The organism is Allobaculum sp. Allo2 (assembly GCF_022701175.1).
GTDB classification, from domain to species: domain Bacteria; phylum Bacillota_I; class Bacilli_A; order Erysipelotrichales; family Erysipelotrichaceae; genus Allobaculum; species Allobaculum fili.
In genome coordinates this window covers 1,863,139-1,887,535 of the sequence record NZ_CP078088.1, presented here as the reverse complement: position 1 = coordinate 1,887,535, position 24,397 = coordinate 1,863,139, and the positions used below count along the sequence as shown (strand labels likewise).

Sequence of the window (24,397 nt, the reverse complement as noted above, 5' to 3'; positions counted from 1 at the left end):
ATGGAAATTGTTTTTAATCAAATGACGGACCATCTGCCGGATCACGATTACGTAAAGGATTACCAGACGATCATGGAAAAAGCCGGACGGCTTATGAATCTTGACGACGATCTGGTCTGCTCCGTAATTTTTGTCGATCCCGAGCAGATTCATGAAATCAACCGCGACTACCGGAACATTGACCGGCCAACGGATGTCATTTCGTTTGCGATGAAAGATGACTCTTCCAATATTTTCATTGAAGAAGAAGAAAAAGAGCTGGGCGATATTTTTATCAATACCCAGGCAGTGGAAGATCAGGCCAGAGAATACGGTCATTCCGTACGCCGTGAGTCCTGCTTCCTGTTCTGCCACGGCCTTCTGCATCTTTGCGGCTATGATCATATGACACCGGAAGATGAAAAAGTCATGTTTTCCTTACAGAAAGACATCCTTCATGAAGTGGCTGATCAATAGATTTCGCTACGCCTTTTCCGGCGTTCGCTATGGAATGCTTCGCGATCGCAGCGTCCGCTTTCAGTTTGTTCTCGCCGCTCTGGCGATTGCGGCCGGGCTGATTCTGAAAATTTCCAGAAGCGACTGGCTGTGGATTATCCTGGCCGTCTGCCTGGTCATCATGGCGGAAATTTTTAATTCCTGTATCGAAAAACCGTGGATTACATATCGGAAAAACGGGATCCGCGCGCCGGTCTGATCAAGGATATGGCCGCTGCTGCGGTTCTGATGGCTTCAGTCTTTGCGCTTTGCGCGGCCATGTTTATTTTTCTGCCGCCTTTTCTGGCCTGGTTTTCGTAAAGAAAAACTTCTGGCTGGATCCGGATCAGTTCCGGTCTGCTTTAGAATGGAGAGTTTTGTATGGCATCTTTTAAATCTGGATTTGTGGCTATCGTCGGCCGGCCCAATGCGGGTAAATCGACGCTTTTAAACGCTTTACTTGGCGAGAAAATCGCCATCATGTCAGATAAGCCGAATACGACACGAAACAATATCGCCGGCATTCTTTCCCAGGACGCTGCGCAGTTTGTCTTTGTGGATACGCCGGGCATTCATAAACCGCAGCAGGAACTTGGACGCGTCCTCAATAAAAACGCGTATATCGCTATGGAAGACGCGGATGTCGTGGCCTGGATTGTCGATGGAACGCAGTCCTTTGGCTCGGGCGACAATTTTATTCTCGAACGTCTCAAAACGCTTGGAAAACCGATTATTCTGCTTTTAAACAAAGTGGATAAGATGTCCCGCGAAAATCTGCTTAAACGTCTGAACTACTGGTCCGGACTGTACGATTTTGCAGAAATCATCCCGCTCTCGGCTCTGAAACGCGAAAATATCGATGAAGTTCTGCACGTCTTCAAGGATTACCTGCCGGAAGGCGATCCGCTCTATCCGAGCGAAATGAAGAGCGACCACGGTCTGAACTTCCAGCTGACCGAACTCGTTCGCGAAAAGATCCTGCAGAAAACGCACGACGAAATTCCGCATTCCATTGCGGTTCTGCTGGAAAGCATGGAAGAAGTCAACGGCAAGGTTTACCTGTCCTTTATCGTCATCGTCGACCGCGACTCGCAAAAAGGCATTCTGATCGGAAAGGGCGGCGACATGATCCGCTCCATCCGCATGAGCGCCCAGAAGGACATTAAGGAAAAACTGGGCAAGCCTGTCAACATCGAGCTGTATGTGCGCGTGGAAAGAACTGGCGCAATAAGGAAAACAAAATTAAGGAATTCGGTCTGGACGAACTCTCCGACGACTGACCGGTTTACTAGCTTCTGGTACAGACGACTCTGGCCAGAAGCTGTTTTCTTCTGGGCTTTTCCTGGGACGTGCAAATCCGGATAATAAGAGGCGTGCTGAGTACGGCAGGCTACAAAGAAACGACATTGCCCTGCATTCTTGGCCGCGAGTCAGAAGGAGGAAAAACGCATGGAAGAAGAAAATCAGTTTTTGAGTCGGGCGAAGCGCGCATTCAGTCCAGACAGGGGCTTGTTCTTTCCACAATGGACTACAAGGACAACGATGGCCTGATTACGATGGCGGATGAAAATGGAATTTTTAAAGTCTATGCCAAAGGCGTACAAAAGGAAACGTCCAAAACCGCCGGCTGTTTCTGCCGTTTTCGCTTACCCGTATCGCTTACGATCCGAAGTATTCCCGGGATTTTCTGTTTCTGATCAACGGACAGGTGATCGAGTCGTACTGGAAAAATTCGTCATCGCTCGAATACCAGTGCATCAACCAGATCCTGACGTCCCTGATTCTTCGGCACGACAGTACACCCGAAATTTATTACGATCTGCATTCGTTCTGGCAAAAGGCGCAGGAAGGCGAAATCGCGGATGCCCGACTGGCTGCGTGCAAGACGATGATCGAAATTCTTCGTGAAGCAGGCGTTCTGATGAATGTGGATGAATGCACCGTCTGTTCGAGAACGGACCGGATCGCAGGCGTGTCCATCGAAACCGGCGGATTTGTCTGTCTTGACCATCTGGGCGAACACCAGCCCTGGCCCAAGGCAGATCTCATGCTGCTGCGTCGACTGACGCGCTATCCGTTAGAAAAGCTGTATCGTCAGGATCTGCGCCCGCAGGACGATCAGTTTCTGCTCTGGCTGATGGAGTGGTATCAGTACACGACCGACAGCCGTCTGCGCTCTCTGGATCTGCTGAAACAGCTGATCGAAATGGGTGATCGAAAGAAAGACAAAACGTCTTCGAACCAATGCCATTCGGTTTTCCGGATAAAACAATGATTTGAACCTAACCTGTCTCGGAAGTCGTACCTTCCTCACGGTGATATCACGGTGACATTATCTTATTTGGATAAGTTTATCTTGTCTTTTGAAAAATTTGGCGCACTTAAAAGAGCTGCTGTTCAGTATCTCCAAAACAATCTTAGTTGTATAAGAAAATTATCTACATTATTCGGTGCTGATTTGAGTCCGGTTTTCTTTGAGTATGCCGATCAAAATACCTGCCTTCTTTGACCTGTGATTTATGCTTCCAGATCTGCCTGAGCAGATATTCTTCATCCTGGAACTCGTAATTAAAGAACTTTCTAAGAAGCTCAAAGGCGAACTTCCGGTTGAGGACCGTTTTCCGTTTTGGCTGTTTCCTGGGAGCGGGTTGATGAATCTCGCAATAGGTGACGCCTGTGCTGCAGAGATTACAAAAGGTCAGACGAGCCCAGATCTCCTGCTTAACCGCATCCATCTTTATGGCATGAATAGCCTGTAAACCTGTCGAATATTTCAATTCCAGGAAGCCTGTCTCAACAGACCATCTGGATTTATACAAATCGCGGATGTCCTCAATCGAAAACTCAGATTCAGGGAGACTGGTTATGAAGTACGGATATGGTTCAGGTGCGCCGGGTCTGGTGTCGGTATGAAGTTTCACAAGTCGAATGGTGAAATTGCACTCGCCATTTGCGTCCAGACAGGATTTATCTTTTCCGGCCAGCGGATAGTGGAGTGCGTCGCCTTTATACTTGGCCAGATTCTTTTTGACCAGAATCAGATTCTTTGTGATATCTACTTCCGGATCTATGTCGTATTCTTCTGCAATCTGTAGAAGAGCCTGATAGTCTCGTTTCTTCAGACGAATCAGAAACAGCTGCGCCAAATCCATGATCGCCTTTTCAAAACTGAAACCATGAAATCTTCGATCCATGATAAATATCCCTTTTTCTGTGATTCGGCGCATCAGTTCAAGAGCACCGATGCGTTCGTTTTTCTTAGCGAGTTTCTGGATTTCTACATCTGTGAAGAGCTTATTATCTACGTCATAAGCAGCGACCACATGGGCTCCAGCCCGTTTGCGTTTTGGAGATTTGGTCCGGAGGAAGTCGTCGCTGTTCTTGTTAAAGGGTTCGAGATGCAGAGTGGAGCCATCAATGGCATACGTCGGGTAAAGATACTTGCGATCCTCAAATGCACCTGTAAGGAGCAGTCTGCTCATGACCTGGTCAAAGATGTCCTTAAAGAAGTCGGAACGGAGCTTGCTTCTAGCTTCGCTCAGTGCTGAATTGGCAAACTGGTTTTCTTCACAGAAGCCTGCATAAGAGGCAAGCTGGATCGGGAGATTCGTGCTCTGCATGGAGAAGATAAAGTCGACCAGCTTATCCAGAGGCAGCTTTTGGGTGTCACGACAGAAGGCGCTGTTCTGATGGTAGTTCGCATGACCGCTCATTACCGTTGCGGTCGATTCCTGGAGAATCGTACGCAGCTGGTCAGGCGATGGATGGTGACCGGAGGGCACAGTAGAGCCCATGGCGGTTTGTAAAGCGAATGCAGTGGAGCTTAAATGCGGCATGTCAATAGTTCCTTTCCAATTTGGAAAGGGGAAAATGACCCCTTCAAGCTCCGCTGGATTATGGCCTGAAGGGCCCGCGATTTTTGTCAATAATCTCATTTGTACAAGTTTTGAAACTTCCTAAACTTCCTGCCACAAAAAAGACAAATTATCTCAAATGGATAATTTGGCAATCTACAAAACCGTTAACCGAATGGCATTGTCTTCGAACTGAATTCTCAGGAATTCGAAACGAAGACGTTTATCTTTATCTAAAGCAAATTTGGACGGAGCAGGAAAGCTGTGTCAGAAAAGGTGAGGCAGCTTGAGAAACTGCTTTCCGGGCGCTATGCGGAACGTACGAATTACTGTTCGTTTTCCGACAGATCGAGACGCGCCTTTCCGGTTTTAAGCGCCGTTTCGATGACATGCGCATCCGGATCGATATAAATGGTTTTGAACGATTTCATCGTCGTAAAGCCGGGGCCTTTTCCCGGAACCTTCCTGAGCTGGTTAATCCGGGTGTAGTCGACCGGCACGCTCGAAGAATAGCGGCCTTTGGAAAACCAGGCGGCCAGCATGGCGCAGAAGCGAATTTCTTCTTCACTCGGATGTTCGCTCTGCAGCACGACATGGGAGCCGTGATAATCCTTGACGTGAAACCAGAGATCGCTGCGTCTGGCCAGCGTCCAGGTAATGTACTGGTTCTGGAGATTGTTCTTGCCGGCGTAAATGGTCGAATCGCCCATTTTCAGAACGACGATATTGGGCATCTTTTTCTTCTTGCGCCGCATCGCATCTTTTTGAGATGCAGAACATGCCGGTCCGCCAGTTCCTGGCGGATTTCCAGAACGTCATCGGCGCTGCAGTATTTGAGCTGCTCGGCAAGCATCTGGAAGTATTCGAGCTGATTGGCGCACTGCTCCACCTGCTCGGCGAGAATTTCGCGACCGCGCTTAAGCTTGCGGTACCTGTGATAGTAAATGTTCGCGTTGTCCTTGATCGAATAGCGCGGATCCAGATCGATTTCCAGCTTATCGCCGGTATCGAACGATTCCAGCGTCACGTGCGAAGACTTTGGCAGATCGAGATGGGCAAACAGCGCGTCGCCGATCTGACGCATTTCGTCATACCCGTACGATTCTTCCAGCGACTCTTCCAGACGCGGGAGCTTTTGGACAGCTTGCGGATTTCTCGATCCACGGCTTTGAAGACATCGCCGCACTGCAGGGAAATGCGCCGGCGGTTTTCATCGGCTTCAAACTGCGTTTCCAGCCCTTCCATCAGGGGAGGGACGTCCAGGGCGTCTGGAGATGTTCAAAGGGAAGCACATGGAATTCCTTGCCGGTCCGATACAGAAGATCGGAATGCGTCATCTCGTCGTAAATTTCTTCATACGTCTGTCCGTTTTGCATGCGGTACAGAAATTCACGGGAAAGCGCGGGCGAAAAGCCTTCAATCTGGCTGACCAGTGAACGGTCCGGATCGATCGTAACCGGCGGTTCGGGCATCTGCCGTTCCGGTTTTTGCGGCAGCGTGTAAAGCGCCCCGGATGCAGCAGACGCTTGGAATTTTCGTAGACCGGAATTCGCTTGAGACAGTCGATAATTGTCTGGTCTCTGGAATCGACGAGAATCAGGTTGGCATATTTGCCCATCATTTCCGCATACAGATCGTATTCGACGCGATCGGAAAACTCATTGGACGCCACGATATGAAAACGGACTATCCGGTCGTATCCCATCTGTTCAATGGCTGTGATATAGCCCTGCGAAATGCGTTTGCGCAAAAGCATGACAAAGGGGAAGGATTGGGCAGAACGTCCTTGTTTTTTCGTCCAGATAAAGACGGCACGTGTTGGAATGCGCGCAAAGCGCCAGCCTGGCGCTGCCTTTTGCGGCTTATGCAAGAAGAGCAGAATCTCTTCATCGCTAAGACTCTGAATTTTTCCAATTTTGGCTCCTTCGTATTCCTGAAGCTTATTTACGACGCGTGAAAGCAGAAGACCGTCAAAGGGCATACGCCTACCTCCTTGTCCGCTTGGGACTGATTTTTATAAAAGAAATGCAGAAATTTCTTCAAATCCTGAATTCTCGTATAGTATAGAGAAAATCCTGATGCAAACAAAACGACAGGAAAATAGAGCAGCGCAGCCGCATACGCCAGCGTCTGGCGGGGGCAGCGGTTCTTTTCCTGTTCTGCGGCTTTTCTTACAGCAGCTATGCGTCAATGGACGTGCGGCATAGGAATGGAAGTTCGCAGATTCCCGTTTTAAAATCGCGGTATTTTCCCGTTCTGGCTTCAGAGTTTCTGGAAGAGCACGAAATTCCGTATTTTTCATTCGGCCGGTTTTCTTTTTACTGGTCTGGCTCACGCCAATCCGAAAAAGAAACGAATACGAAACATGCCTTAAACAATACAGAAGCGGATGAGCAGCTGTGAATGGTCTGTGCAAACAGAGCAGCCTTCAGCCAGAACGTGCAGGAAAGCGCAAATTAAAATCAGACAGAAGGAAGGATTACAATGAACGACACAAAACACGATGCCCGCATTTACATTCTCAGCGGCCCAAGCGGGGTAGGAAAGCGGACGATCCGGGAAAATCTCGACATGGATGCGCTGAATATGGTCAATTCCGTATCGTGGACCACGCGCGATCCGCGCCCGGAAGACATCGAAGGCGTTACCTATCATTTCGCAACGCCGGAAGAATTTGAAAAAGCCGCAGCCAATGATGAATTTGCGGAACACGCCGGCTTTGCCGATCACGCGTATGGAACCCCGCGTTCGGAAATCGAGAAAAACCGGAAAGCTGGACGCAATGTCATGCTCGAAATTGAAGTGCAGGGCGCGAAACAGGTCATGAACAACTACCCGGAAGCCGTTTCGATTTTCCTCGTTCCGCCTACGCTTGAAGATCTTGAAAACCGTCTGCGCAGCCGGAGCACGGAATCGGAAGAAGCCATTCAGGCAAGACTTGCCAGAGCCAGAGAAGAAATGGCCATGCAGGGTGAATACCAGTATGTCGTTGTCAACGACGACGCGCAGAGAGCGGCCGATGAAGTGGCATCCATCATCCGAAAGACAGCGCTCTAAAAGGCAAGAATAAAGGGAAAATCACTTCTTTGCCCATTGACTTTTCAGGGCCTTTGCTTGAAGGTCCTTGCCTGCAGTGCTAAACTGATCGTGTTATCAATCCCAAGGGAGCGGACATCCGCTCCCTTCGATTTTGTAAGGAGAGAGAATGGATAATCTGAAAACCCTGATTGAGCCTGCCCTGAAAGAAAAGGGCTGCATGTTGTATGAGCTCGAATGGGACACCAAAATGAGGCCCCTGATTCTTCGCGTCATGATCGACCGTGAAGACGAGCCCATTGATCTCGACATCTGCGCCGAGTGTTCCGAAGCACTTTCCGTGCTGTTAGACGAAGCGGACGCGATCCCTGGCGAATATATGCTGGAAGTATGCTCCCCAGGCGCTGAACGGCTCCTGAAAACCGAAAAGCAGATCCAGAACCAGGTCGGCAAGTATGTACGGATCGAACTGATCCAGGAGCAGGATCACGTCAAGGAAATTTTCGGCAAACTCGATGCGGCGGATGAGAACGAACTGAAAATCAGCACGTTTATCAAGGGCCGTCCGAAAAATACCAGGTCAGACGAGACAATATCGCGCACATTCGCAGCGCTGTAAAAGTTTAATACAGAGGAAGATATGCCTAACAAAGCAATGAAAGAAAAGAAACCAACAAAAACCAAACGCAATTCAAAATCCAGGGAACTCGAAGCGGATGCAAAAACAGCGCAGGAAGCGCTCGAAGCCATCAAGTCCTTCCGCAATCTCTCGCCGGAAGTTCTTACCTCCGCTCTCAATGACGCCATCGAAGTCGGCTACCGCAAATCCCACGGTCTGAAAACCGCGAGAATTCGTACCGAACTCGATCCCAAGGGCGGCCTGAAGGCCTTCCGGATCTGGGACGTTGTGGAAACGGTAGAAGATCCGGAAACCCAGCTCGATGTCGAAGAAGCCAAGGACATTACCCCAAATCCGATCGTGGGCCAGGTTCTTGAAGAAGAAGCCGATATCGAAGACTTCGTTCGCAACGATATCTCGACCGTAAAGAGCGTTATGCTCCAGAAATTCAAGGATGCTGAAAAACAGGAAATTTTTGAAGAGTACCGTGACCGCGTCAGCGACATGGTCGACGGTCTGATTCATTCCGTAGAAAATAATTTCGTCATGGTTCGTCTGGGCGCCGATCAGGAAGGCAAGCTTCAGCCCGGTGCAACCGACGCCGTCATGCGCAAATCTGACCAGATTCCTGGTGAAGAGTACATCGAAGGCAAAATGATCCGCGTGGTCATCACAAAAGTCGACAAGGAATCCAAGGGCGCCATGGTAATGGTCAGCCGTTCCTGCAACGACATGATCAAGCGCCTGTTTGAAAAGGAAGTCGCCGAAATTTCTTCCGGAACGATCGAAATCAAGGCGATCGCCCGCGACCCGGGACTCCGCGCCAAGATGGCCGTCATTTCCAACAACGAAAACATCGATCCGATCGGTGCCTGCATCGGTCCGGGCGGAAGCCGTGTCCGTGCAGTATCTTCGAATCTGAACGGGGAGAAAATCGACATTTTCGAATGGTCCGACGATCTGCAGCAGCTCGTAGCCAACGCGCTCTCGCCTGCGCAGGGTGTTCAGATTTTCCCGCATGAAAAAGCCGCCGATAAACTCGGCAGCGAAAAAGTCCGCCGCTCCACACGCGACCGCAATCCGAACGACGATTCCCGTACGCTGGTTGCTGCCGTACCAGACAATCAGCTGTCCCTGGCCATCGGCAAAAGGACAGAACGCCCGTCTGGCGTACAAGCTGACTGGCTACCGCATCGATATCCGCTCCCAGAGCGAACTCGATGAACTTGGTATCGACTGGAGAGGGTACGTAGAAGAAATGCATCGCGAGTACGAAGAAAAGAAAGCCCGCGAACGCGCCTACAAGCAGCAGAAGCGTATCGAAGAACTGCAGAACTCCAACGAACCGACCGCCAATATCGCCGATGTAGCCGACTACGACTACGATGTCGATTACGACGATCGTCACCTCGACCGCATGGATACGCTCGCCAGCCGCGAAGCGCAGTACGAAAGCGAAGCCGAACCGGCAAACGAAGCGCCGAAAACCGCAGAGTCCAGTGTCAGCGTTAAGGAAAAGGAACTCGACGAAATGGAAGAAGCGGCACGCATCGCCAAGGAAAAACGCAAATCGCTCAGCGAAAAGCGTACGACGTACGTGTCCAAGTTTGAATCTGCTGCCGAAGCGCCAAAAGCTGAACCCGCAAAACCCGCTAAACCTTCCAAAGGCAAGGATGACGCGAAAAAGAAAAAGACGAGCGCCGCAAGGAACGCAAGAAACCGGCCTTCAACGTACTTCATCCGATTTACACCGATGAAGAGCTCGCTGAAATCGAAGACAACGAAATCGAAGAAGAAGAAAATCGTTACAGCGACGATATCGACTACGAAGATTACGATTCCTACTACGAAGAATAAGCGGATCGCTTCTTCTTCTGAAAACTTGCACAGACCTGTATTCCAAGGACAGCACAGGCTATTTCTTTTCAAAACCTGTGTGTCTGTGTAAACTTGTCAAAGCGGTCTGAAAGACCGCAAGTCAGGCAGAGACAGCCTTAGCCTGATGGCATATCCATATTCTGAATTTGATTTCCATCCCAGGAGGGGAATCCAATCCGAAACTGGAACCGAATATGCCAAGTAAGCCCTGACTGGAAAGGAGATCGATCGCCATGAGAAAAATTCCGATGAGAAAATGCGTCGTGACGCAGGAGAGATTTCCCAAAAGGATCTGATCCGGGTCGTGCACACCCCGGAAGGGAAGTGCTCGTCGACGCGACCGGCAAGAAAAACGGCCGCGGCGCCTATATCCAGAAATCTATGGAAACGCTGGAAAAAGCCAAAAGAACAAAGCGCTCGCCAGAGCCCTCGAGTGTGAGATTCCAGATGCGGTCTATGAAAAACTGGAGCTGATGATCCGTGCCGGCTGATGCGACGGTTTCTCTTTTAGGACTCTGTATTCGAGCCGGAAAGTTTGCTAAAGGCGATGCCCTGATTCCCGCAATCTCTTCCAGAAAAGCAAAAGCGGTCGTAATCAGTTCCGCCTGCGGTGCAAACCGGACGAAAAAACTGCATGACAAATGTTCGTTTTATTCCATACCGTGCTACACCCTCGAAGCCGATCGCTACGATCAGCTTGGCAGCAAAGCCGGAAATTCCATCGCCATTCTCGACGCCGGATTTGCCAGAGGGATCGAAAAGTACTTAACGCCCGATCCCTCGCCAAACGTGAAGAAACGCAGGATGGAGAATCTTTGTCATAAAAGAATTTACAAATTCCCTTCGCAAGTCTGTCTATTTCGATGTTCGTACTGGAGTGATTCAAGCTTGAGTACATTCCGAGTACGCCGTAAAAGACAGAAGAGCGAAGTCTTCCCAGAAGCATAGGAAAAACAGACTGTCCGCCTTTGGACAGAACTTCTGTTTTCGTTTTTAGAAAAGGATGGTGATTGAATGGCCAATAAGCCAGCAAGACGCAAGCCGGGAAACAATAACCGGAATCGTAACAACAACAATCGCGGAGGATCGCGCAATAACAATAACAACCGCCCTTCCAGACCGAGAATCGAGTATCCAAAGGAAATTACCTACTCGCTTCCGATCACGGTCGGTGAACTTGCCGAACTGATGAAAAGAAACTCATCTGAACTGATCAAGTTCCTTTTTCTGCTCGGTAACATGTGCACGATCAATACGCCGCTGAGCGATGACGAAATCGAACTGATTTCCGAAGAGTTCAAGGTGAAGGCCAACAAGGAAGTTGTTGTTGACGAAGATGATATCGAAGACCAGATTGCCAACCGTGAATTCGATGAGAAAGATCTTAAACCGCGTCCGCCTGTTGTCACCATCATGGGTCATGTCGATCACGGAAAAACTACCCTGCTCGATACCATTCGTTCCGCCCACGTCGTAAAAGGCGAATTTGGCGGAATTACCCAGCACATCGGTGCCTACCAGGTCAGCCTGAACGGCCGTAAGGTTACGTTCCTGGATACGCCGGGTCACGAAGCGTTTACCGCCATGCGAGCTCGCGGTGCCCAGATTACCGATATCGTCGTTCTGATCGTCGCAGCCGATGACGGTGTCATGCCGCAGACGAAAGAGTCGATCGACCACGCCCGTGCAGCCGGGGTACCAATCGTCGTTGCCGTCAACAAGATCGATAAACCAGGTGCCAACCCGGACCGTGTCATGAGCGAACTCGCCAACGAGGGCGTCATGCCGGAAGAATGGGGCGGCGATACGATTTTCAACCAGATTTCCGCACGCAGCGGTCAGGGCGTAAACGACCTGCTCGAATCCCTGCTTCTCGTTGCCGATATGCAGGAGCTGAAAGCCAACCCGGATGCAGCCGCCAGCGGTACCGTTATTGAAGCCAAGCTCGATAAAGGCCGCGGACCGGTCGCTACGCTGCTCGTTCAGCAGGGTACGCTCCACTCCGGCGATTCTCTCGTTGCCGGAACCGCCTATGGCCGTATCCGTAAGATGACTTCGGATAAGGGTATGGAACTCAAGAGTGCAGGACCGTCGACTCCAGTCGAAATTATCGGTCTGAACGAAGTGCCGCGTGCAGGCGATGTGTTCATGGTTTACGATTCCTATAAAAGGCTGCTGAGATTGCCGGTCACCGTCAGTCCAAGCAGATTGAATCGGAACGTGCTTCTTCCTCTGCCCGCTCTCTGGAAGATATGGCCCGCATGATCAGCGAAGGCGATATGAAGGAAATCAACGTCCTCATCAAAGCCGACGTTCAGGGTTCTGCAGAGGCCCTGAAAGCCTCGATCGAAAAGCTGGCTGTGGATACCGTCAAAGTCAACGTCATCCGTTCGACCGTCGGTTCCATCACCGAATCGGATATCATGCTCGCTTCCGCGTCGAACGCCATCATTTACGGATTCAACATCCGTCCGACAGCAGCCGTTCGTAAGAAAGCGGAAGAAGAAGGCGTGGAAATCCGACTGCACAACATTATTTACAAGGCACTTGAAGAACTTGAAGGCCTGATGAAAGGCATGCTCGCCCCGGTTTACGAAGAAGTCGTTACCGGTCAGGCAGAAGTTCGTCAGATTTATAAGGCATCCAAAGTCGGAACCATCGCTGGTTCGTACGTAACCGACGGCGTGATTCGCCATAACTCCTCATGCCGCCTGATCCGCGATGGCATTGTTGTCTACACCGGCAAGCTGGGATCCCTGCGTCGTTTCGATAAGGACGTGAAGGAAGTCAGCCAGGGCTTTGAATGCGGTATGACAATTGAAAACTTCAACGACATCAAAGTCGGCGATATCATTGAAGCTTTCGAAGATCAGGAAGTTAAAAATGACGCTTAAACAGGACAGAATGGATCAGATCCTCAAAAGGAGATCAGTCGGATTCTTCAGTTCGAACTGAAAAACCCGAAACTCGGCTTCGTGACCGTTACGGATGTGGAATGCACCCGCGATATGTCGCAGGCGAAAGTATACGTCTCCTTTCTGGGAAAACAGGAACGCAATGATGCCGGAATGAAAGTGCTGCAGGCCTCGAAAGGCTTTATCCGCAGTACGCTCGCCCGCAACATCAAAGCGCGCAAGATGCCGGATTTGATTTTTGTTCAGGATACTCTCTCGATCAGGGCCGCAAGATCGACTCGATTCTGAGTTCTCTGAATAAGAACAGCAGCGAAACCATGGCATCCAAAGAAGCCAGAGAAGCGAAAGCCCACGCGGCTGACGCAGAAGAGAAAACCGAAGAAAACTAAGGCTTTCTCTTCTGGACGCATTTGACCCATAGAAATGAAAAATAAACCGCAAGGCAGGAAGAGTTCTCTTTCTGCCTTCTTCGTATCGCTGCTGTACGGACTTTTTGCTGGATCGCTCTTTCTTTTCCTGATCGTTTTTGCCGGCGATTTTGAGATCATCTGGAAACAGGCCATATCCTCTCCGGCACTGATCGTTCCCTCGCTGACCGTGGGGGCACGGTTTTTCTCTTTCCTGTTTCGAAAGCGTAAAATTCTGTCTTTTCTCATTTCGGCAGCGGGCGTGGCGGCGTTTTGCGGCTATTTCGTCTATCTGCTTCATACGCCGGTTCCGTTTATTCAGCTGATTACCGTGCGCGACTCGGCTGTCCAGCAGACGCTGCAGCAGTCCTCATCCCTCTTTGAAAACTGCGTGCAGGAAGGCAATGAACATCCGGCGGTCTATTTTGAAGTGAGCGATCAGGCATCTATGCCGGGCGACGCGGAAAAGAAGGCGATCGTGCAGATGATTCACGAACTGCCCTCCGCTCTGAAAAAGCAGGCGGCTGGAATTTATTTTCTGAGCGAAAACTCGTTCAACCAGGCGATCGAGCAGGAGACGAATATTGATGCAGCCGGTTTTTCACGTGCGTCCAACTTCACCGCCGCCATCAAGGTGCCGGATCTGAACCGGTCGGAATACCTTACGTATTTTCGAAACGGAAGAACATGCAGTCTTTCCAGTCCGGAAAGCTTTAAGGAGACGATCGTTCACGAACTGGTCCATTTGGCGGATGTACGAACGCACGGATCGACGCTGCGCATATCCTCTTTGCCGCGCTGGAAAGAAATTTATGAGACGCAAAAAGATCTCTTCGGTGAATATGGAGCGACGAACCGCAGCGAATTTTTCGCGGAAGCCGGCGTCTACTATTTCCTGTATCCGGATTTATTAAAAGAAATGAGTCCGGCCGTATATGACTTTTTCTTCGAATATCTCGGATAGAAATCTTACTTTCTTCTTCTGCGGGAACGTCTTTCGTGCTCTGCCTGTATAATCCACAACTGTACAAATTTCTTTGAATGGTTTTCTCTGTTTTCGAACAGAGAAAGCCGTTTTTCATTTCTGTGAAATCGTTTTTAGAACGGCTGTCAAAAGGAAACAGGCAAGAAAGATAAATTTAAAGAAATCAGACAATCGATTGTACATATTGATTGGAGGAAATTTTCACAATGACTGCTTCGGTATAATTCAGATAAATTCTGCAAAAGAGAAAGGAAAACAACGATGAACAGAAAAACTGTATTCAAAAAGGTTTCTGTCCTGGCTCTTGCGCTGTCCATGACGATGACAACCCCTGCCTACACGCTTGTAATGCCGGTCCTTGCCAGTGAAGAAACCACCCTGAAAACAGAAGTACAGATTACCGATCTGACGGTGAAATCCGGTCTGAAAAAACGGATCTGTCCTTTACGCTGCCCGAAAACGCCGACAGCGCACTGACGTACAAAGTGTATCGCGGAACCAAAGTCGATGAACTGAGCGAAATCGGAACCGCCAGCGTATCGGAAGGAAAGGGCACCTTTACCGATACCGACAGCGTCACAGACAAACTGTATTTTTATCGGATTCAGGCGGGGATGCCAGTCAGAGCGTTGCCTCCGAAGTGCAGTACAGCCAGACGGCTGCTGGCATGGATTCAATCGCCAACGCCCCGTTTTATAAAGATACGTCCAAAATCGAGTTCGATAACAGCACGTTGGTCGAGCTGACCCCCGAAGAAATCAGCACCTTCCGGGATATGGACAAACCGACGATTTTCGTAAAAGCTGCGCCTAAGGAAAACGTGACCCATACCCAGATGTTTTTCATGGCCAAGGATACGGCGGGAGCAGGCGGCAATGCAAACCGGATTTACTTTCAGCTCAGTAAAATTGCTGACAATACGTATCAGCCGCAGTTTGCCTGGAACGGTGTCGCCTATGCGGGAGATGTCTCACGCTTCAAAGGCGGCGAAACGCATATCTGCGCTCTGGGCTATACGTCCGATAACAAGATTTCTCTAGTCAGTGACGATCCCGCACAGTCGCGGACCCAGTTTACACGCGAGGCGACCGGCTTTAAGGCAATTAACAATCTGGATGAAGCCACGCTCGGCGGCTGGAAAGTCAGCGGTACACCTGCGACAACAAATTATTTTGAAGGAACGATCGATTACGTAGCCATTACGGATGAGGCGATCAGCGAGCAGGAACTGCGTTCTTTTGTAACCTACAAGCCTGAGACCAGAACTTTCTCCATCGCGCTGGATGCAGGAGAGGGAAGTCTTGAGGCCGAGATGCCGTCTGTAACCAAAGCGGCAAGTGCCGTCGTTCTGACCATTCCCGAAGCCGCGCCAACCAAAGCGGGCAGCACCTTTACCGGATGGACGGCCAACGGAAAATCGTATCAGCCTGGAGAGCCTGTTATCCTCGATGCCAATGCGCCTGTGCTGTCTTTACAGGCGGCGTATCAGGATGACGGCACGACCGATCCGGAAGAACCCGATCCCGTTACGCTTCCAGTTCTTCAGGCTAAAGGCCGTTATCAGGAAACGGTTCTCTCGATCGAGCGTCCGCAAGACGATACGAAAATTTACAGTATTCTTCGTGCCGAAGAAGAAGGCGGAACGTATGCGCAGGTCGGAACGATCGATGGATCTTCCTATTCGTTTATTGATACCGGTCTGACCAACGAAAAAGCGTACTTTTATAAACTCCAGAATGGAAATACGATCTCGAATGCAGCCGTAACGGCCACGCCGGGCAAAACCGCCTTTATCAAAAATGCGGAAGCGCATAAAACGCTGGCCGAAAACGAACAGAGCTTTGATGGATCCCGTACTGTTTCGATGAGCGATCAGCTCGATGCCGTTAAAGATCTCGAAGACGGATCGATCATTCTCCGCTTCAAAATGGACGAAGCTGGAGCGGAACGCTATGCCTTTACCGCCTCCAGCAGCAGGAACCTCATTAACAGCGGTCTTCCCAACGCCAATAACCTGCTTTATATGGGGCACAACGACAAGGGACAGGCACGGGTGAACATCAATGCCCTGCGCGGAGCAGCCGGAAGCAATCTGAGTGATGGACAGTGGCATACCGCCGTTCTCGCTTCCGATACCGCAAGCGGATTTGATGCGTATCTGGCTGTCGATGGCAATGAGATCCTCTCTTTGCGGATACGACCGGTACCAATGCGAAAGCCTTCCTGAAGGGAATTTCTGAACTCGATCGTCTGGAAATCGGCGGCTATACCGGCGCCAGCGGTGTGGAATCCGGCTTTAAGGGCGACATCGAGTACGTTTCAATTTCTTCCCAGAAACTGACGAAGGAACAGGCCAAGGCGCTTTCGATGGAATCTTCCGCCAATCTGCGCAGGGACATGTTCTCCAATTCCACCGAAAACACCTGGCTCTTTGTCGGCGGAGCGGATACGGAAGGCGACTTTGATCAGATCGGCGATATTCGTCCGTACTCCAATCAGTTTGAAGAATTCGTTCGCTGGGACAGACGAAGCGATAACGGCTTTGCGACGATGCGTTACGTCACAAACGGTGCAGCCGCCGGAAATGATCTGAAAAAACGATCGAAAAACTCGACCGACAGCTGCAGGTCGTTCATCCGCGCGCCGTTGTGTATCTCTCATCCAAAGAAGATCTGGATGCCTATGCGACCGCTTCGGACAAAGCCGCGTGGATTGCCGGCTATAAAGCCGACCTGAAGACGCTGCTGGACAAAGCGACCGCTTCGGACGGAGTGAATACGTATCTCGTTTTACAGACACCGTATGTTACCGAGGATGCATCCAATCCCGATGCACAGAAGGTACTTGCCGATGCGATGAAAGACTTCCGCAGTTCGCTTTCCAGCGAACTGGCCGGTCATGTTCTTATCGTCGATCATTCCAGTCAGCCGCTCGCCAATTCTGCCGATCAGCCGACCGTGAAAAACGGGCTTCTGACCGGACTTGGCCAGTACCGCCTCGCTAAACAGTTCGCACAGACCGTTTATGGATCCAGCAATTTCGCCTGGGGCGAAGACTATATTGACTCGCATGTCCTTTCGGATATTCCTGTCTATAAAGCTCTTGCAACGGCTCCGTTTACAGCCGATTTCACCGGGGCTGACGGACTGAACGTGACATTAGGTAGCGCTTCGGTATTTGAAGGCAGAAACTATGTTCTCGAAGCACAGGGCGAAGATCTGAAACTTACTGTTCCGGTCGAAGCGGGAAAGACAGTCACGCTTCCTGTATCCGAGGGCACCTGGACGCTGACCTGTGTCGAATCGAACAAGAATTCCCGAACACAGTCGTATTCCATTTCCAAAGGCCAGACTGCGGCTTCGCTTGTCCCCGTTAAAATGGACGAAGCCGACAAAACGGAACTGCAGAAAAAGTGACGGCCCTGCTCGAATCGAAGACGCCGCTGACCTGGCTGTTTATCGGCGACTCGATTACCCATGGCGCGCTCCATACCCATGGATACGACTCCATTACCCAGAATTTCCAGAAGTATCTCGACGATCCAAACGGTCTGAATCGTCCGGATGATCTCGTGATCAACACGGCGGTTTCCGGAGCGAAAGCTGTCGATACGATGACGGAACCGAACCTTTCGGCACGCATTAAAAACTATACGCCGGATATCGCCATTCTCATGCTGGGCATGAACGACAGCGGCATTTCGAAAGAACAGTACAAAATCAACATGCAGGCGAACATTGACGCGGTGAAGGAAAAGAACCCGAACGCGCTGCTCGTGCTGCGCATCTGCAATACCGTTCCCGGACGTGCGTCGGTATCGAATGCGAACGACAACTATCCGCAGGCGATTCGAGAACTGGCACAGACCAACAACGCGATTGTGGTTGATCACGCGATGACATGGGATACGTACCGTTCGCTGTATGGCACAACCGCTTCGGGCGGAGCAGCCAACTTCAACAATAACAATCTCCATCCCAACGGCATCGGTCAGCGCATGATGTTTGTCGATCTCATCCAGGCACTCGGCCTGTACGATGAATCCAGCACGATCTGTACACAGCGTTATGATTTTGCGACGGAAACCTCCAGTACAAAACCGAACGTCACCAGTCCGCAGCCGGGTGTTATTCAAGTCGATCTGACCAGTCTGGCTGCTGCGGATACGATTGGAACGGCAGAAGTCACCGTTACGGTTGACGGAATTGCCTATACCAAAAGGTATAACAAACTTTCTTCCGCCAGTACGACGATCGTCTTTGACAATCTGCCCAAGGGAAAGAACGCCGCAGCCGATGTGACCATCTCGAACTCCAGCACGAAAACGATCCAGTATGCGCAAAGCGATCCAGTAACGATCACGGATACGCTGGCTCCCTTTACCGCCGTACTTACCGATGCGAAAGGCGGCTATTCCAGCGTCACCCTGACCATGGAAATTCCAGCCGGCAAGCAGGTCAGCGTTCTTCGCAGCGAAAGCCGCAGCGGAACGTATACGGAAATTGGTACGGCAAGCGAAAGTGAATACGTCGACCATTCCGTCAGCCCGGAAAAGACGTATTTCTATAAACTGAAATGGACCGATACGACCGATCACGAAACGGAAGTCAAGGAAGTACAGACGGGCATGGATGCGTACAAAGCCAGTGCCGAAGTGTATCGCGGCCTCAAAGGAGAAAGCTTTGACGGTGCCAAAGTCATTGAACTGAATGCACAGGAAGTCAGTGCCATTAAAAATATGCCAAGCGGCAGCATCTTCTTCCGCATCAAGACATCTCAGCTTGCGGATATGGCGGTCATTTCCGGAAAAGCGGCAGCAGATACGGCGGTTCTCTATCAGTCCGACCAGTCTTCCAACATTGGCCTGAAAAATCTGAACGGTACGTCCGTCCTTCGTGCCGATCTCTCCCACACACGTGCCGAAAAAGCAGCAGCCCCGCAGCTGAATGATGACGAATGGCACAATGTCGTCGTGGTGTCCAATCCAGGCACATCGAAAACGTTCTGCGTCTACATCGACGGCAAGAACATCGGCTTCGAATTTGACGGCGCGAACAACGCCGGCCTTCTCAGCAAGCTGTCGAAAATGGATCAGATCACCATCGGCGGCGTCAAAAACGGAAATACGATTCTTGGCGGCTTCAACGGTTCGATCCGGGATGTAATCTTCTCCAAAGAAGCGTTCAGCCGCGAACAGGGCATGGCCATCACGGCAGAAAAATATGTCGAAGATACCGAGCCGGAACCGGAACCAGAACTGGATAAGCGTGTTCTGAAAACCACGCTCGACAAAGCACAGGCGCTGAAAGGTACCTTTTCCAATAAGGATCAGGCGTTTACGCAGGCAGTAACGAGTGCGCAGACCGTTTACGACACCGCTGCAGAGCAGACAGCAATCGATGCCGCGGCCAAAGCCTTAAACGAAAAACTGCTCGCTCTGCGCCTCGTCCCTTCCAAAGACGCGCTCGCCTCTCTTTCCTAATCGAAGAAAACGCATCAAAGAAACAAAATTCGTTTCGATGCTTCGAAGCACGTTTCCCGATTTTTAACGGCACAAATGAACCACAAAACCCCTCGTGATTGCAGACGAAGGGGTTTTTCGGTTTTGAATAAGGAGAAAACGATGGTTTGAAACGGCAATGATTCGAATAAAAAATCTGTGTGTAACTTTTGAAAACTTTGCGAAAACGGTTTCTTCTCTCTTTTATAATCGGTTTATCTTTGGCGGATTTCCAAAATTGACGCACTGGATCCGCTCTTACGAAAAGAGAAGGAGATTTCTATGAACAGAAAAACAGCTCGAACGAAATTTTCAGTCCTGGCGCTGGCGCTTTCCATGAGCTGCACAGCCCTCGGATCGTCCATGACTCAGGTTCTTGCGGCCGAAGCGATCCCGTCGGCGGTACATACACAAACAAAAACGAATACCCGTCCGGCCGCGCAGGAAACACTTCCGGCAATTGAGGCCAAAGGCGGATATGCCCAGGTACAGATTGCGATCGACCGGGCAGAAGACGATACGAATACGTATTCCATTTTGCGTGCGGACAGCGAAAACGGTTCGTATGTTTCCATCGGGAAACGACAGAATCGATCTGGATCGATACAATGGTTCAGACGGAAACGACGTATTTTTACAAGCTTCAAAAAGGCAGCAAAATCAGCAGCACGCCCATCGAAGCTTCCACGGGCAAGGAAGCCTATTTGCATCAGAGCGTACTGAACAAAGCACTGAACGAAAGCGAATCGGTATTTGACGGTACCAGAGTGGTCGATCTGAGCGATTCGATCGGTTCCATAAAAATCTGGAAGAAGGATCCGTTTACATTCGCTTCAAATCGGAAAACGCGACCGATTCGGCGCTGCGCCATCTATTGACGTATCACAATTGTGCCAATCCGGAAGATATGAGCAATACAAACGCTTCGTATTCAACCGACAAGATTTTCTATCTGGCCCTCGATTATCGAAACGGTACGCATAAACTTCGTGCGGATCTGACCGGAGGAGCCAAAGCGACAAACGGAAGCGGCTATGGAGATGGTCAGTGGCACACGCTCGTTCTGACCAGCCGCGCCGACAATCCGACGTTTGGCGTCAGCGTGGATGGGGTGAGCGTTCTCAGTTATTCCCAGGCAGCGTTCAAAGGGCTTTTTACCCGACTTGTGAATGCGGACCAGCTGCAGATTGGCGGCTACAAACCAGCCGATACGGTCTATGAAGGGTTTAAAGGAGAAATTTCTCAGGTTGCAATCTCTTCTGAAGCGCTGACGACGGCCCAGGCCAATGCCCTCACGTCGGCTGAACAGAGCCGGTTTAAAAAGACATGTTCTCGCTCGATGAAATCGGCAATACGTGGATGTTTGTCGGAGGAGAGGAAGTTGCTGCCAATTACGAGCATGTACAGGGCCTGCGCAGTTTTGTGTATCACTTTGAAGAATACGCCCGCTGGGAAAAGCCCAGACAGATGTCCACAGCTATCGAACCTTTAAAAATAGGGCATTCGCACTTTGTCGCCAATGCGGGTAAAACGGGAAATACGCTTTCGGATACCGTATCTGCACTGCCGGACAGCCAGAATGCTTTCCACGCCAGAACGATCGTTTACACTGCTGGAATCGAAGACATTCAGGAGTATGTGGCTGCACCGGATAAAAATGTCTGGAAAAACAGCTATCAAACGGCGCTGACATCGCTGAAAAACGCTATTCCTTCCAACGGCTATCTGGTGATTCAGACGCCGCACGCCTGCAAGGATGCCCAGAAAAATGCAGCCGCAAAAGAAATCGCTGATCTGATTCAGACGCATTTTGCAGCGGATCTGGGTGCCGAACCAAATGCGCAGAACGTGTTTGTGGTCGATCAGTATACGCATTCCAATACCGATACGTTCAAATCGACCTGCCTGAATGCAGACGATCAGCTCAATGGCTATGGTCATTTTGAAATCGCCAGAATTCTGGAAAACGTGACAGGACAGTCGACGACCAGCGACTACAATGCCGGAAACCTCGATGACTGCATTCCCGTGGATCAGCCCGCCTACCATGATTTAGCCAATGGCAAGGAAGCCCTTCAGGCCTCGTTTGAAAATGCTTCGCTTGAACTAACCCTCGCTTCGTCCGACGTTCTTGGCGGATCCGACTGGATTTTGCATGCGGAAAATGGGGAAGTAGAGCTGAGTACACCCGTTCAGGCGAACGCATCCGTTTCGCTTCCTGTAAAGGATGGCTCATGGACGCTGCGCCTGATTTCGGAAGATGGAACGGCGGAGCTGCCTGCTTATTCGATTTCGAAAGGAGAGGCCTCGTTAAAACGTCAGTCGACGCTGCCCGAAGAAACCGCACTTTCCGATACCCAGAAACGGATTCGGGATTTATTGAAATCGGACAAAAAGCTGAACTGGATTTTCTATGGCGATTCCATTACTCATGGATGCCGTCATACCCGCGGCTACGATACGATCGTTCAGCTCTTTGATAAATACATGCACGCGCCGGACGGACTGAATCGACCAGACGATCTGATTCTCAATACGGCCGTGAGCGGTGCGATTGCCCAGGATACGCTGAGCGATCCCCATAAAAAGCACGCATCGAATCGTATGTTCCCGATGTGGCGATCGTCATGCTTGGAATGAACGACTGCGCGGCATCCGGTATTACACCGGACGTGTTCGAAGCGCAGCTTAAGGAAAATCTCGCCACTATCAAAAAGCAGAATCCGGATGTGGAAATCATTCTCCGGGCCTGTAACGTCACCACAGCTTCCGGGCGCGGCAATCTGAAACAGTATATCGCCAAAGTGCGAAAAGTCGCCCAGGAAGAAAACTATATTCTTGCCGATCATGCCACAACCTGGGAGGCGGCGATGGCCAGACAGACGAATGCCAATCAGGGCGGAACCGGTAATCTGAACAGCGATGGTCTCCACCCCAACGGAATCGGGCATAAAGTCATGTTTGATGATCTGACCCGGGCCATGGGAATTTACGACACGTCCAGTCCAATCTGTCGTCTGCAGTACAAGATGAACCAGAAAAGTACGCAGTCCGACAGGCAGCCGGACTGCCAGACCGGGATTGGCGAACTGTCTCTGGATCTGACCGCTCTGGTCGATCCCGGAAAAACGGCAGGTACAGCGGAAGTTACCGTAACAGCAGCCGGCTTTTCGTGGACGAAAACATATGATATTGCGAGTCCAGACGACAGGACGACCCTTCGTTTTACAAATCTTCCGGCAGGAAAATCCGCCGTCGTGAACGTGAAGATTGCGACGACCGATGCGACCGTTACGACGTATACGCCAGCCACAGTGGAAATTCCATCGAAGACGGAGCCTGCGAATATCGTATTCTCCAAAGCCGAAGGCGGCTATGCACAGGCGGTACTCGAGTTTGAAAATCCGACAAACGCATCCGTCACGATTCTTCGCTCGTCTTCCTTAAACGGAACGTATGCGGAAATCGAAACCGTACAGTCCGGATCGTATACAGACCAAGTTGAACCGGATCAGACCTGGTTTTACAAACTGCGCTGGAACGATGGAGAAGAACAGACATCCCAGGCCAGAGAAGTGAAAACCGGCATGGAGGCCTATAAAGCCAGTGCCCAAGTCTACGAAGCCCTTTCTGGCCAGACGTTTGACGGTCAGACACTGATCGATCTTTCCGATCAGGCCGATAGTGTAAAAGCCATGAATGCAGGAAGTCTCTTCTTCCGCTTTAAGACGGATGCAGCAACAGATTCCATGGCGCTTGTCTATGGAAAAGAAGCGGGTACAACGACTAGCCTGATCCAGACAGGCGGCGGTCAAATGAATCGCCATTCGATTTCCCTTCGCCCGCTGCAGGGCAAGCTGTCGCTGCGCCCGGATCTGGCCCACACCAGAGCCGATGGAAACACGGAAGATCTTGGCGATGGACAGTGGCATAACGTCGTTCTCGTCTGCACTTCCGGTCCGGATCGAACCTTTACCTGGTATATCGACGGTAAGGAAGTTCAGGCCTTTTCCGGAGCTGGCAATGCCGGCTTCTTCTCCACGCTGGCCGGCCTGAATCAGCTGACGCTTGGCGGTTATTACAACGGGAGCAATATCACGACCGTAATCAACGGCTTTAAAGGCGAAATGCGCGATGTGATTTTCTCGACGGAATGTCTGAATCAGACCCATTCCCAGAAAATTACAGACGGTCTGTACAGCGAAACGGATCCAGAACCGGAACCGACGCTCATCACGGATCTTCTGGATGCGGCACTCCAGAAAGCCGATGCTCTAAACGGCCTCTATATAAATCAGGATCAGAACTTTGACGAAAAATGCACACAGGCCAGGTCGGTTCTGGAAAATCCGCAAAGACAGAGTGAAATTGATCAGAGTGCCAAAACGCTCAATCAGGCGCTGCTCGCTCTGCGTAAAGTTCCATCCGTAAATGCGCTCAGCAATTTGAAATCCGTTCAGTAAACCCGACGGCTGGATTTCTATCCTTGCCATCCAATGCGAAGGCCGAAGGAAATCCGTCCAAAATGAAATAGAAGAAAGGAGCTTTACAAGCCGCTTTATAAAAAGACCAGTTCTTTCGGATCTCAAAATCGGATTCGATCGAGCTGGTCTTTTCCATATATTGAAGAGGGAGCCTGCATAAGAGAAGGGGAGTCAAGCCCGCTCGGACGTGCAAAATCACGATGTTTCTGAAGATTGAATCGATATGATCAAAATGATGAAAAAGC

General features: G+C 50.5%; 24 protein-coding genes and 4 pseudogenes. 23 read left to right on the top strand and 5 right to left on the bottom strand.

What is annotated here, in order from left to right:
• The 5 genes and pseudogenes from ybeY to KWG61_RS10565 all read left to right on the top strand — a co-directional run bounded on the left by ybeY (position 1) and on the right by KWG61_RS10565 (position 2,749).
• Positions 1–456, top strand: coding sequence for an rRNA maturation RNase YbeY (gene ybeY, locus KWG61_RS10590; RefSeq protein WP_230268319.1), 456 nt, complete (start codon positions 1–3; stop codon positions 454–456).
• A pseudogene (locus KWG61_RS17585) lies at positions 398–795 on the top strand (diacylglycerol kinase family protein). The gene ybeY and the pseudogene KWG61_RS17585 overlap by 59 nt, the downstream one beginning before the upstream one ends.
• A gap of 60 nt (positions 796–855) precedes the next feature.
• Positions 856–1,839, top strand: a complete 984-nt coding sequence (gene era / locus KWG61_RS10575) for a GTPase Era (RefSeq protein WP_367614198.1) — start codon at positions 856–858, stop codon at positions 1,837–1,839.
• Between the two features lie 8 nt (positions 1,840–1,847).
• The gene (locus KWG61_RS10570) at positions 1,848–2,171 is read left to right on the top strand and encodes a recombination protein O N-terminal domain-containing protein (RefSeq protein WP_242743699.1); all 324 of its coding nucleotides are present in this window, start codon (positions 1,848–1,850) and stop codon (positions 2,169–2,171) included.
• Between the two features lie 11 nt (positions 2,172–2,182).
• Positions 2,183–2,749 (top strand): DNA repair protein RecO, encoded by a 567-nt coding sequence (locus KWG61_RS10565; RefSeq protein ID WP_242743698.1) that lies wholly within the window; start codon positions 2,183–2,185, stop codon positions 2,747–2,749.
• 163 nt (positions 2,750–2,912) lie between these two features.
• Here the strand turns inward: KWG61_RS10565 and KWG61_RS10560 are convergent, their stop codons facing one another.
• The 5 genes from KWG61_RS10560 to KWG61_RS10540 form a co-directional block, all read right to left on the bottom strand.
• Positions 2,913–4,310, bottom strand: coding sequence for an IS4 family transposase (locus KWG61_RS10560; protein ID WP_242743697.1), 1,398 nt, complete (start codon positions 4,308–4,310; stop codon positions 2,913–2,915).
• Positions 4,311–4,654: 344 nt separating this feature from the next.
• The gene (locus KWG61_RS10555; protein WP_242743696.1) at positions 4,655–5,062 is read right to left on the bottom strand and encodes an NFACT RNA binding domain-containing protein; all 408 of its coding nucleotides are present in this window, start codon (positions 5,060–5,062) and stop codon (positions 4,655–4,657) included.
• Positions 5,041–5,514 (bottom strand): NFACT family protein, encoded by a 474-nt coding sequence (locus tag KWG61_RS10550; RefSeq protein ID WP_242743695.1) that lies wholly within the window; start codon positions 5,512–5,514, stop codon positions 5,041–5,043. The genes KWG61_RS10555 and KWG61_RS10550 overlap by 22 nt, the downstream gene beginning before the upstream one ends.
• Positions 5,515–5,661: 147 nt before the next feature.
• On the bottom strand, positions 5,662–6,309 hold the full coding sequence (locus KWG61_RS10545; RefSeq protein WP_242743694.1) for an NFACT family protein: 648 nt from the start codon (positions 6,307–6,309) through the stop codon (positions 5,662–5,664).
• A 33-nt stretch (positions 6,310–6,342) separates the two neighbouring features.
• Positions 6,343–6,630, bottom strand: coding sequence for a hypothetical protein (locus tag KWG61_RS10540; RefSeq protein WP_230267882.1), 288 nt, complete (start codon positions 6,628–6,630; stop codon positions 6,343–6,345).
• A 182-nt stretch (positions 6,631–6,812) separates the two neighbouring features.
• Between KWG61_RS10540 and gmk the strand changes: the two genes are divergently transcribed.
• The 18 genes and pseudogenes from gmk to KWG61_RS10450 all read left to right on the top strand — a co-directional run bounded on the left by gmk (position 6,813) and on the right by KWG61_RS10450 (position 24,131).
• The gene (gmk, locus tag KWG61_RS10535; protein WP_230267883.1) at positions 6,813–7,385 is read left to right on the top strand and encodes a guanylate kinase; all 573 of its coding nucleotides are present in this window, start codon (positions 6,813–6,815) and stop codon (positions 7,383–7,385) included.
• A 148-nt stretch (positions 7,386–7,533) separates the two neighbouring features.
• Positions 7,534–7,983 carry a ribosome maturation factor RimP gene (gene rimP / locus KWG61_RS10530; RefSeq protein WP_242743693.1) on the top strand — a complete coding sequence of 150 codons (450 nt, stop codon included), beginning with the start codon at positions 7,534–7,536 and terminating at the stop codon, positions 7,981–7,983.
• 21 nt (positions 7,984–8,004) lie between these two features.
• Complete coding sequence (gene nusA, locus KWG61_RS10525; protein ID WP_242743692.1) at positions 8,005–9,207, top strand: transcription termination factor NusA; 1,203 nt, start codon at positions 8,005–8,007, stop codon at positions 9,205–9,207.
• A complete protein-coding gene (locus KWG61_RS10520) occupies positions 9,089–9,931 on the top strand; it encodes a hypothetical protein (protein ID WP_242743691.1) in 843 nt (280 codons plus the stop codon). Before nusA ends, KWG61_RS10520 begins: the two co-directional genes overlap by 119 nt.
• A gap of 163 nt (positions 9,932–10,094) precedes the next feature.
• Positions 10,095–10,352 (top strand): annotated as a pseudogene (locus KWG61_RS10515) (YlxR family protein).
• Positions 10,342–10,809: a hypothetical protein gene (locus KWG61_RS10510; protein ID WP_242743690.1), complete on the top strand. Its 468-nt coding sequence runs from the start codon at positions 10,342–10,344 to the stop codon at positions 10,807–10,809. Before KWG61_RS10515 ends, KWG61_RS10510 begins: the two are co-directional and overlap by 11 nt.
• A 66-nt stretch (positions 10,810–10,875) precedes the next feature.
• Positions 10,876–12,755 (top strand): annotated as a pseudogene (infB, locus tag KWG61_RS10505) (translation initiation factor IF-2).
• Positions 12,745–13,165: pseudogene (gene rbfA, locus KWG61_RS10500) on the top strand (30S ribosome-binding factor RbfA). The pseudogenes infB and rbfA overlap by 11 nt, the downstream one beginning before the upstream one ends.
• 34 nt (positions 13,166–13,199) lie before the next feature.
• On the top strand, positions 13,200–14,147 hold the full coding sequence (locus KWG61_RS10495; protein ID WP_242743689.1) for a hypothetical protein: 948 nt from the start codon (positions 13,200–13,202) through the stop codon (positions 14,145–14,147).
• Positions 14,148–14,429: 282 nt separating this feature from the next.
• Positions 14,430–14,645 carry a hypothetical protein gene (locus tag KWG61_RS10490; protein WP_242743688.1) on the top strand — a complete coding sequence of 72 codons (216 nt, stop codon included), beginning with the start codon at positions 14,430–14,432 and terminating at the stop codon, positions 14,643–14,645.
• Between the two features lie 190 nt (positions 14,646–14,835).
• Positions 14,836–16,395, top strand: coding sequence for a hypothetical protein (locus KWG61_RS10485; RefSeq protein ID WP_242743687.1), 1,560 nt, complete (start codon positions 14,836–14,838; stop codon positions 16,393–16,395).
• A gap of 56 nt (positions 16,396–16,451) precedes the next feature.
• Positions 16,452–16,904 (top strand): hypothetical protein, encoded by a 453-nt coding sequence (locus KWG61_RS10480; protein WP_242743686.1) that lies wholly within the window; start codon positions 16,452–16,454, stop codon positions 16,902–16,904.
• Positions 16,817–17,584 carry a hypothetical protein gene (locus KWG61_RS10475; RefSeq protein WP_242743685.1) on the top strand — a complete coding sequence of 256 codons (768 nt, stop codon included), beginning with the start codon at positions 16,817–16,819 and terminating at the stop codon, positions 17,582–17,584. The genes KWG61_RS10480 and KWG61_RS10475 overlap by 88 nt, the downstream gene beginning before the upstream one ends.
• Positions 17,581–19,650: a GDSL-type esterase/lipase family protein gene (locus tag KWG61_RS10470; protein ID WP_242743684.1), complete on the top strand. Its 2,070-nt coding sequence runs from the start codon at positions 17,581–17,583 to the stop codon at positions 19,648–19,650. The genes KWG61_RS10475 and KWG61_RS10470 overlap by 4 nt, the downstream gene beginning before the upstream one ends.
• Positions 19,651–19,950: 300 nt before the next feature.
• Entirely contained in the window at positions 19,951–20,391 is a 441-nt protein-coding gene (locus KWG61_RS10465) for a hypothetical protein (RefSeq protein WP_242743683.1), read from the top strand.
• Entirely contained in the window at positions 20,373–20,546 is a 174-nt protein-coding gene (locus KWG61_RS10460) for a hypothetical protein (protein ID WP_242743682.1), read from the top strand. Before KWG61_RS10465 ends, KWG61_RS10460 begins: the two co-directional genes overlap by 19 nt.
• A 29-nt stretch (positions 20,547–20,575) precedes the next feature.
• Positions 20,576–21,160 carry a LamG domain-containing protein gene (locus KWG61_RS10455; protein WP_242743681.1) on the top strand — a complete coding sequence of 195 codons (585 nt, stop codon included), beginning with the start codon at positions 20,576–20,578 and terminating at the stop codon, positions 21,158–21,160.
• Positions 21,161–22,295: 1,135 nt separating this feature from the next.
• The gene (locus KWG61_RS10450) at positions 22,296–24,131 is read left to right on the top strand and encodes a GDSL-type esterase/lipase family protein (protein ID WP_242743680.1); all 1,836 of its coding nucleotides are present in this window, start codon (positions 22,296–22,298) and stop codon (positions 24,129–24,131) included.
• Positions 24,132–24,397: the final 266 nt, after the last annotated feature.

Coding starts and splice junctions, on each gene's coding strand:
- ybeY (WP_230268319.1), top strand. CDS start 1: ATGGAAATTGTTTTTAATCAAATGACGGACCATCTGCCGGATCACGAT.
- era (WP_367614198.1), top strand. CDS start 856: ATGGCATCTTTTAAATCTGGATTTGTGGCTATCGTCGGCCGGCCCAAT.
- KWG61_RS10560 (WP_242743697.1), bottom strand. CDS start 4,310: ATGCCGCATTTAAGCTCCACTGCATTCGCTTTACAAACCGCCATGGGC.
- KWG61_RS10555 (WP_242743696.1), bottom strand. CDS start 5,062: ATGCCCAATATCGTCGTTCTGAAAATGGGCGATTCGACCATTTACGCC.
- KWG61_RS10545 (WP_242743694.1), bottom strand. CDS start 6,309: ATGCCCTTTGACGGTCTTCTGCTTTCACGCGTCGTAAATAAGCTTCAG.
- KWG61_RS10540 (WP_230267882.1), bottom strand. CDS start 6,630: ATGAAAAATACGGAATTTCGTGCTCTTCCAGAAACTCTGAAGCCAGAA.
- gmk (WP_230267883.1), top strand. CDS start 6,813: ATGAACGACACAAAACACGATGCCCGCATTTACATTCTCAGCGGCCCA.
- rimP (WP_242743693.1), top strand. CDS start 7,534: ATGGATAATCTGAAAACCCTGATTGAGCCTGCCCTGAAAGAAAAGGGC.
- nusA (WP_242743692.1), top strand. CDS start 8,005: ATGCCTAACAAAGCAATGAAAGAAAAGAAACCAACAAAAACCAAACGC.
- KWG61_RS10495 (WP_242743689.1), top strand. CDS start 13,200: ATGAAAAATAAACCGCAAGGCAGGAAGAGTTCTCTTTCTGCCTTCTTC.
- KWG61_RS10490 (WP_242743688.1), top strand. CDS start 14,430: ATGAACAGAAAAACTGTATTCAAAAAGGTTTCTGTCCTGGCTCTTGCG.
- KWG61_RS10485 (WP_242743687.1), top strand. CDS start 14,836: ATGGATTCAATCGCCAACGCCCCGTTTTATAAAGATACGTCCAAAATC.
- KWG61_RS10465 (WP_242743683.1), top strand. CDS start 19,951: ATGAACAGAAAAACAGCTCGAACGAAATTTTCAGTCCTGGCGCTGGCG.
- KWG61_RS10455 (WP_242743681.1), top strand. CDS start 20,576: ATGAGCAATACAAACGCTTCGTATTCAACCGACAAGATTTTCTATCTG.
- KWG61_RS10450 (WP_242743680.1), top strand. CDS start 22,296: ATGCTTGGAATGAACGACTGCGCGGCATCCGGTATTACACCGGACGTG.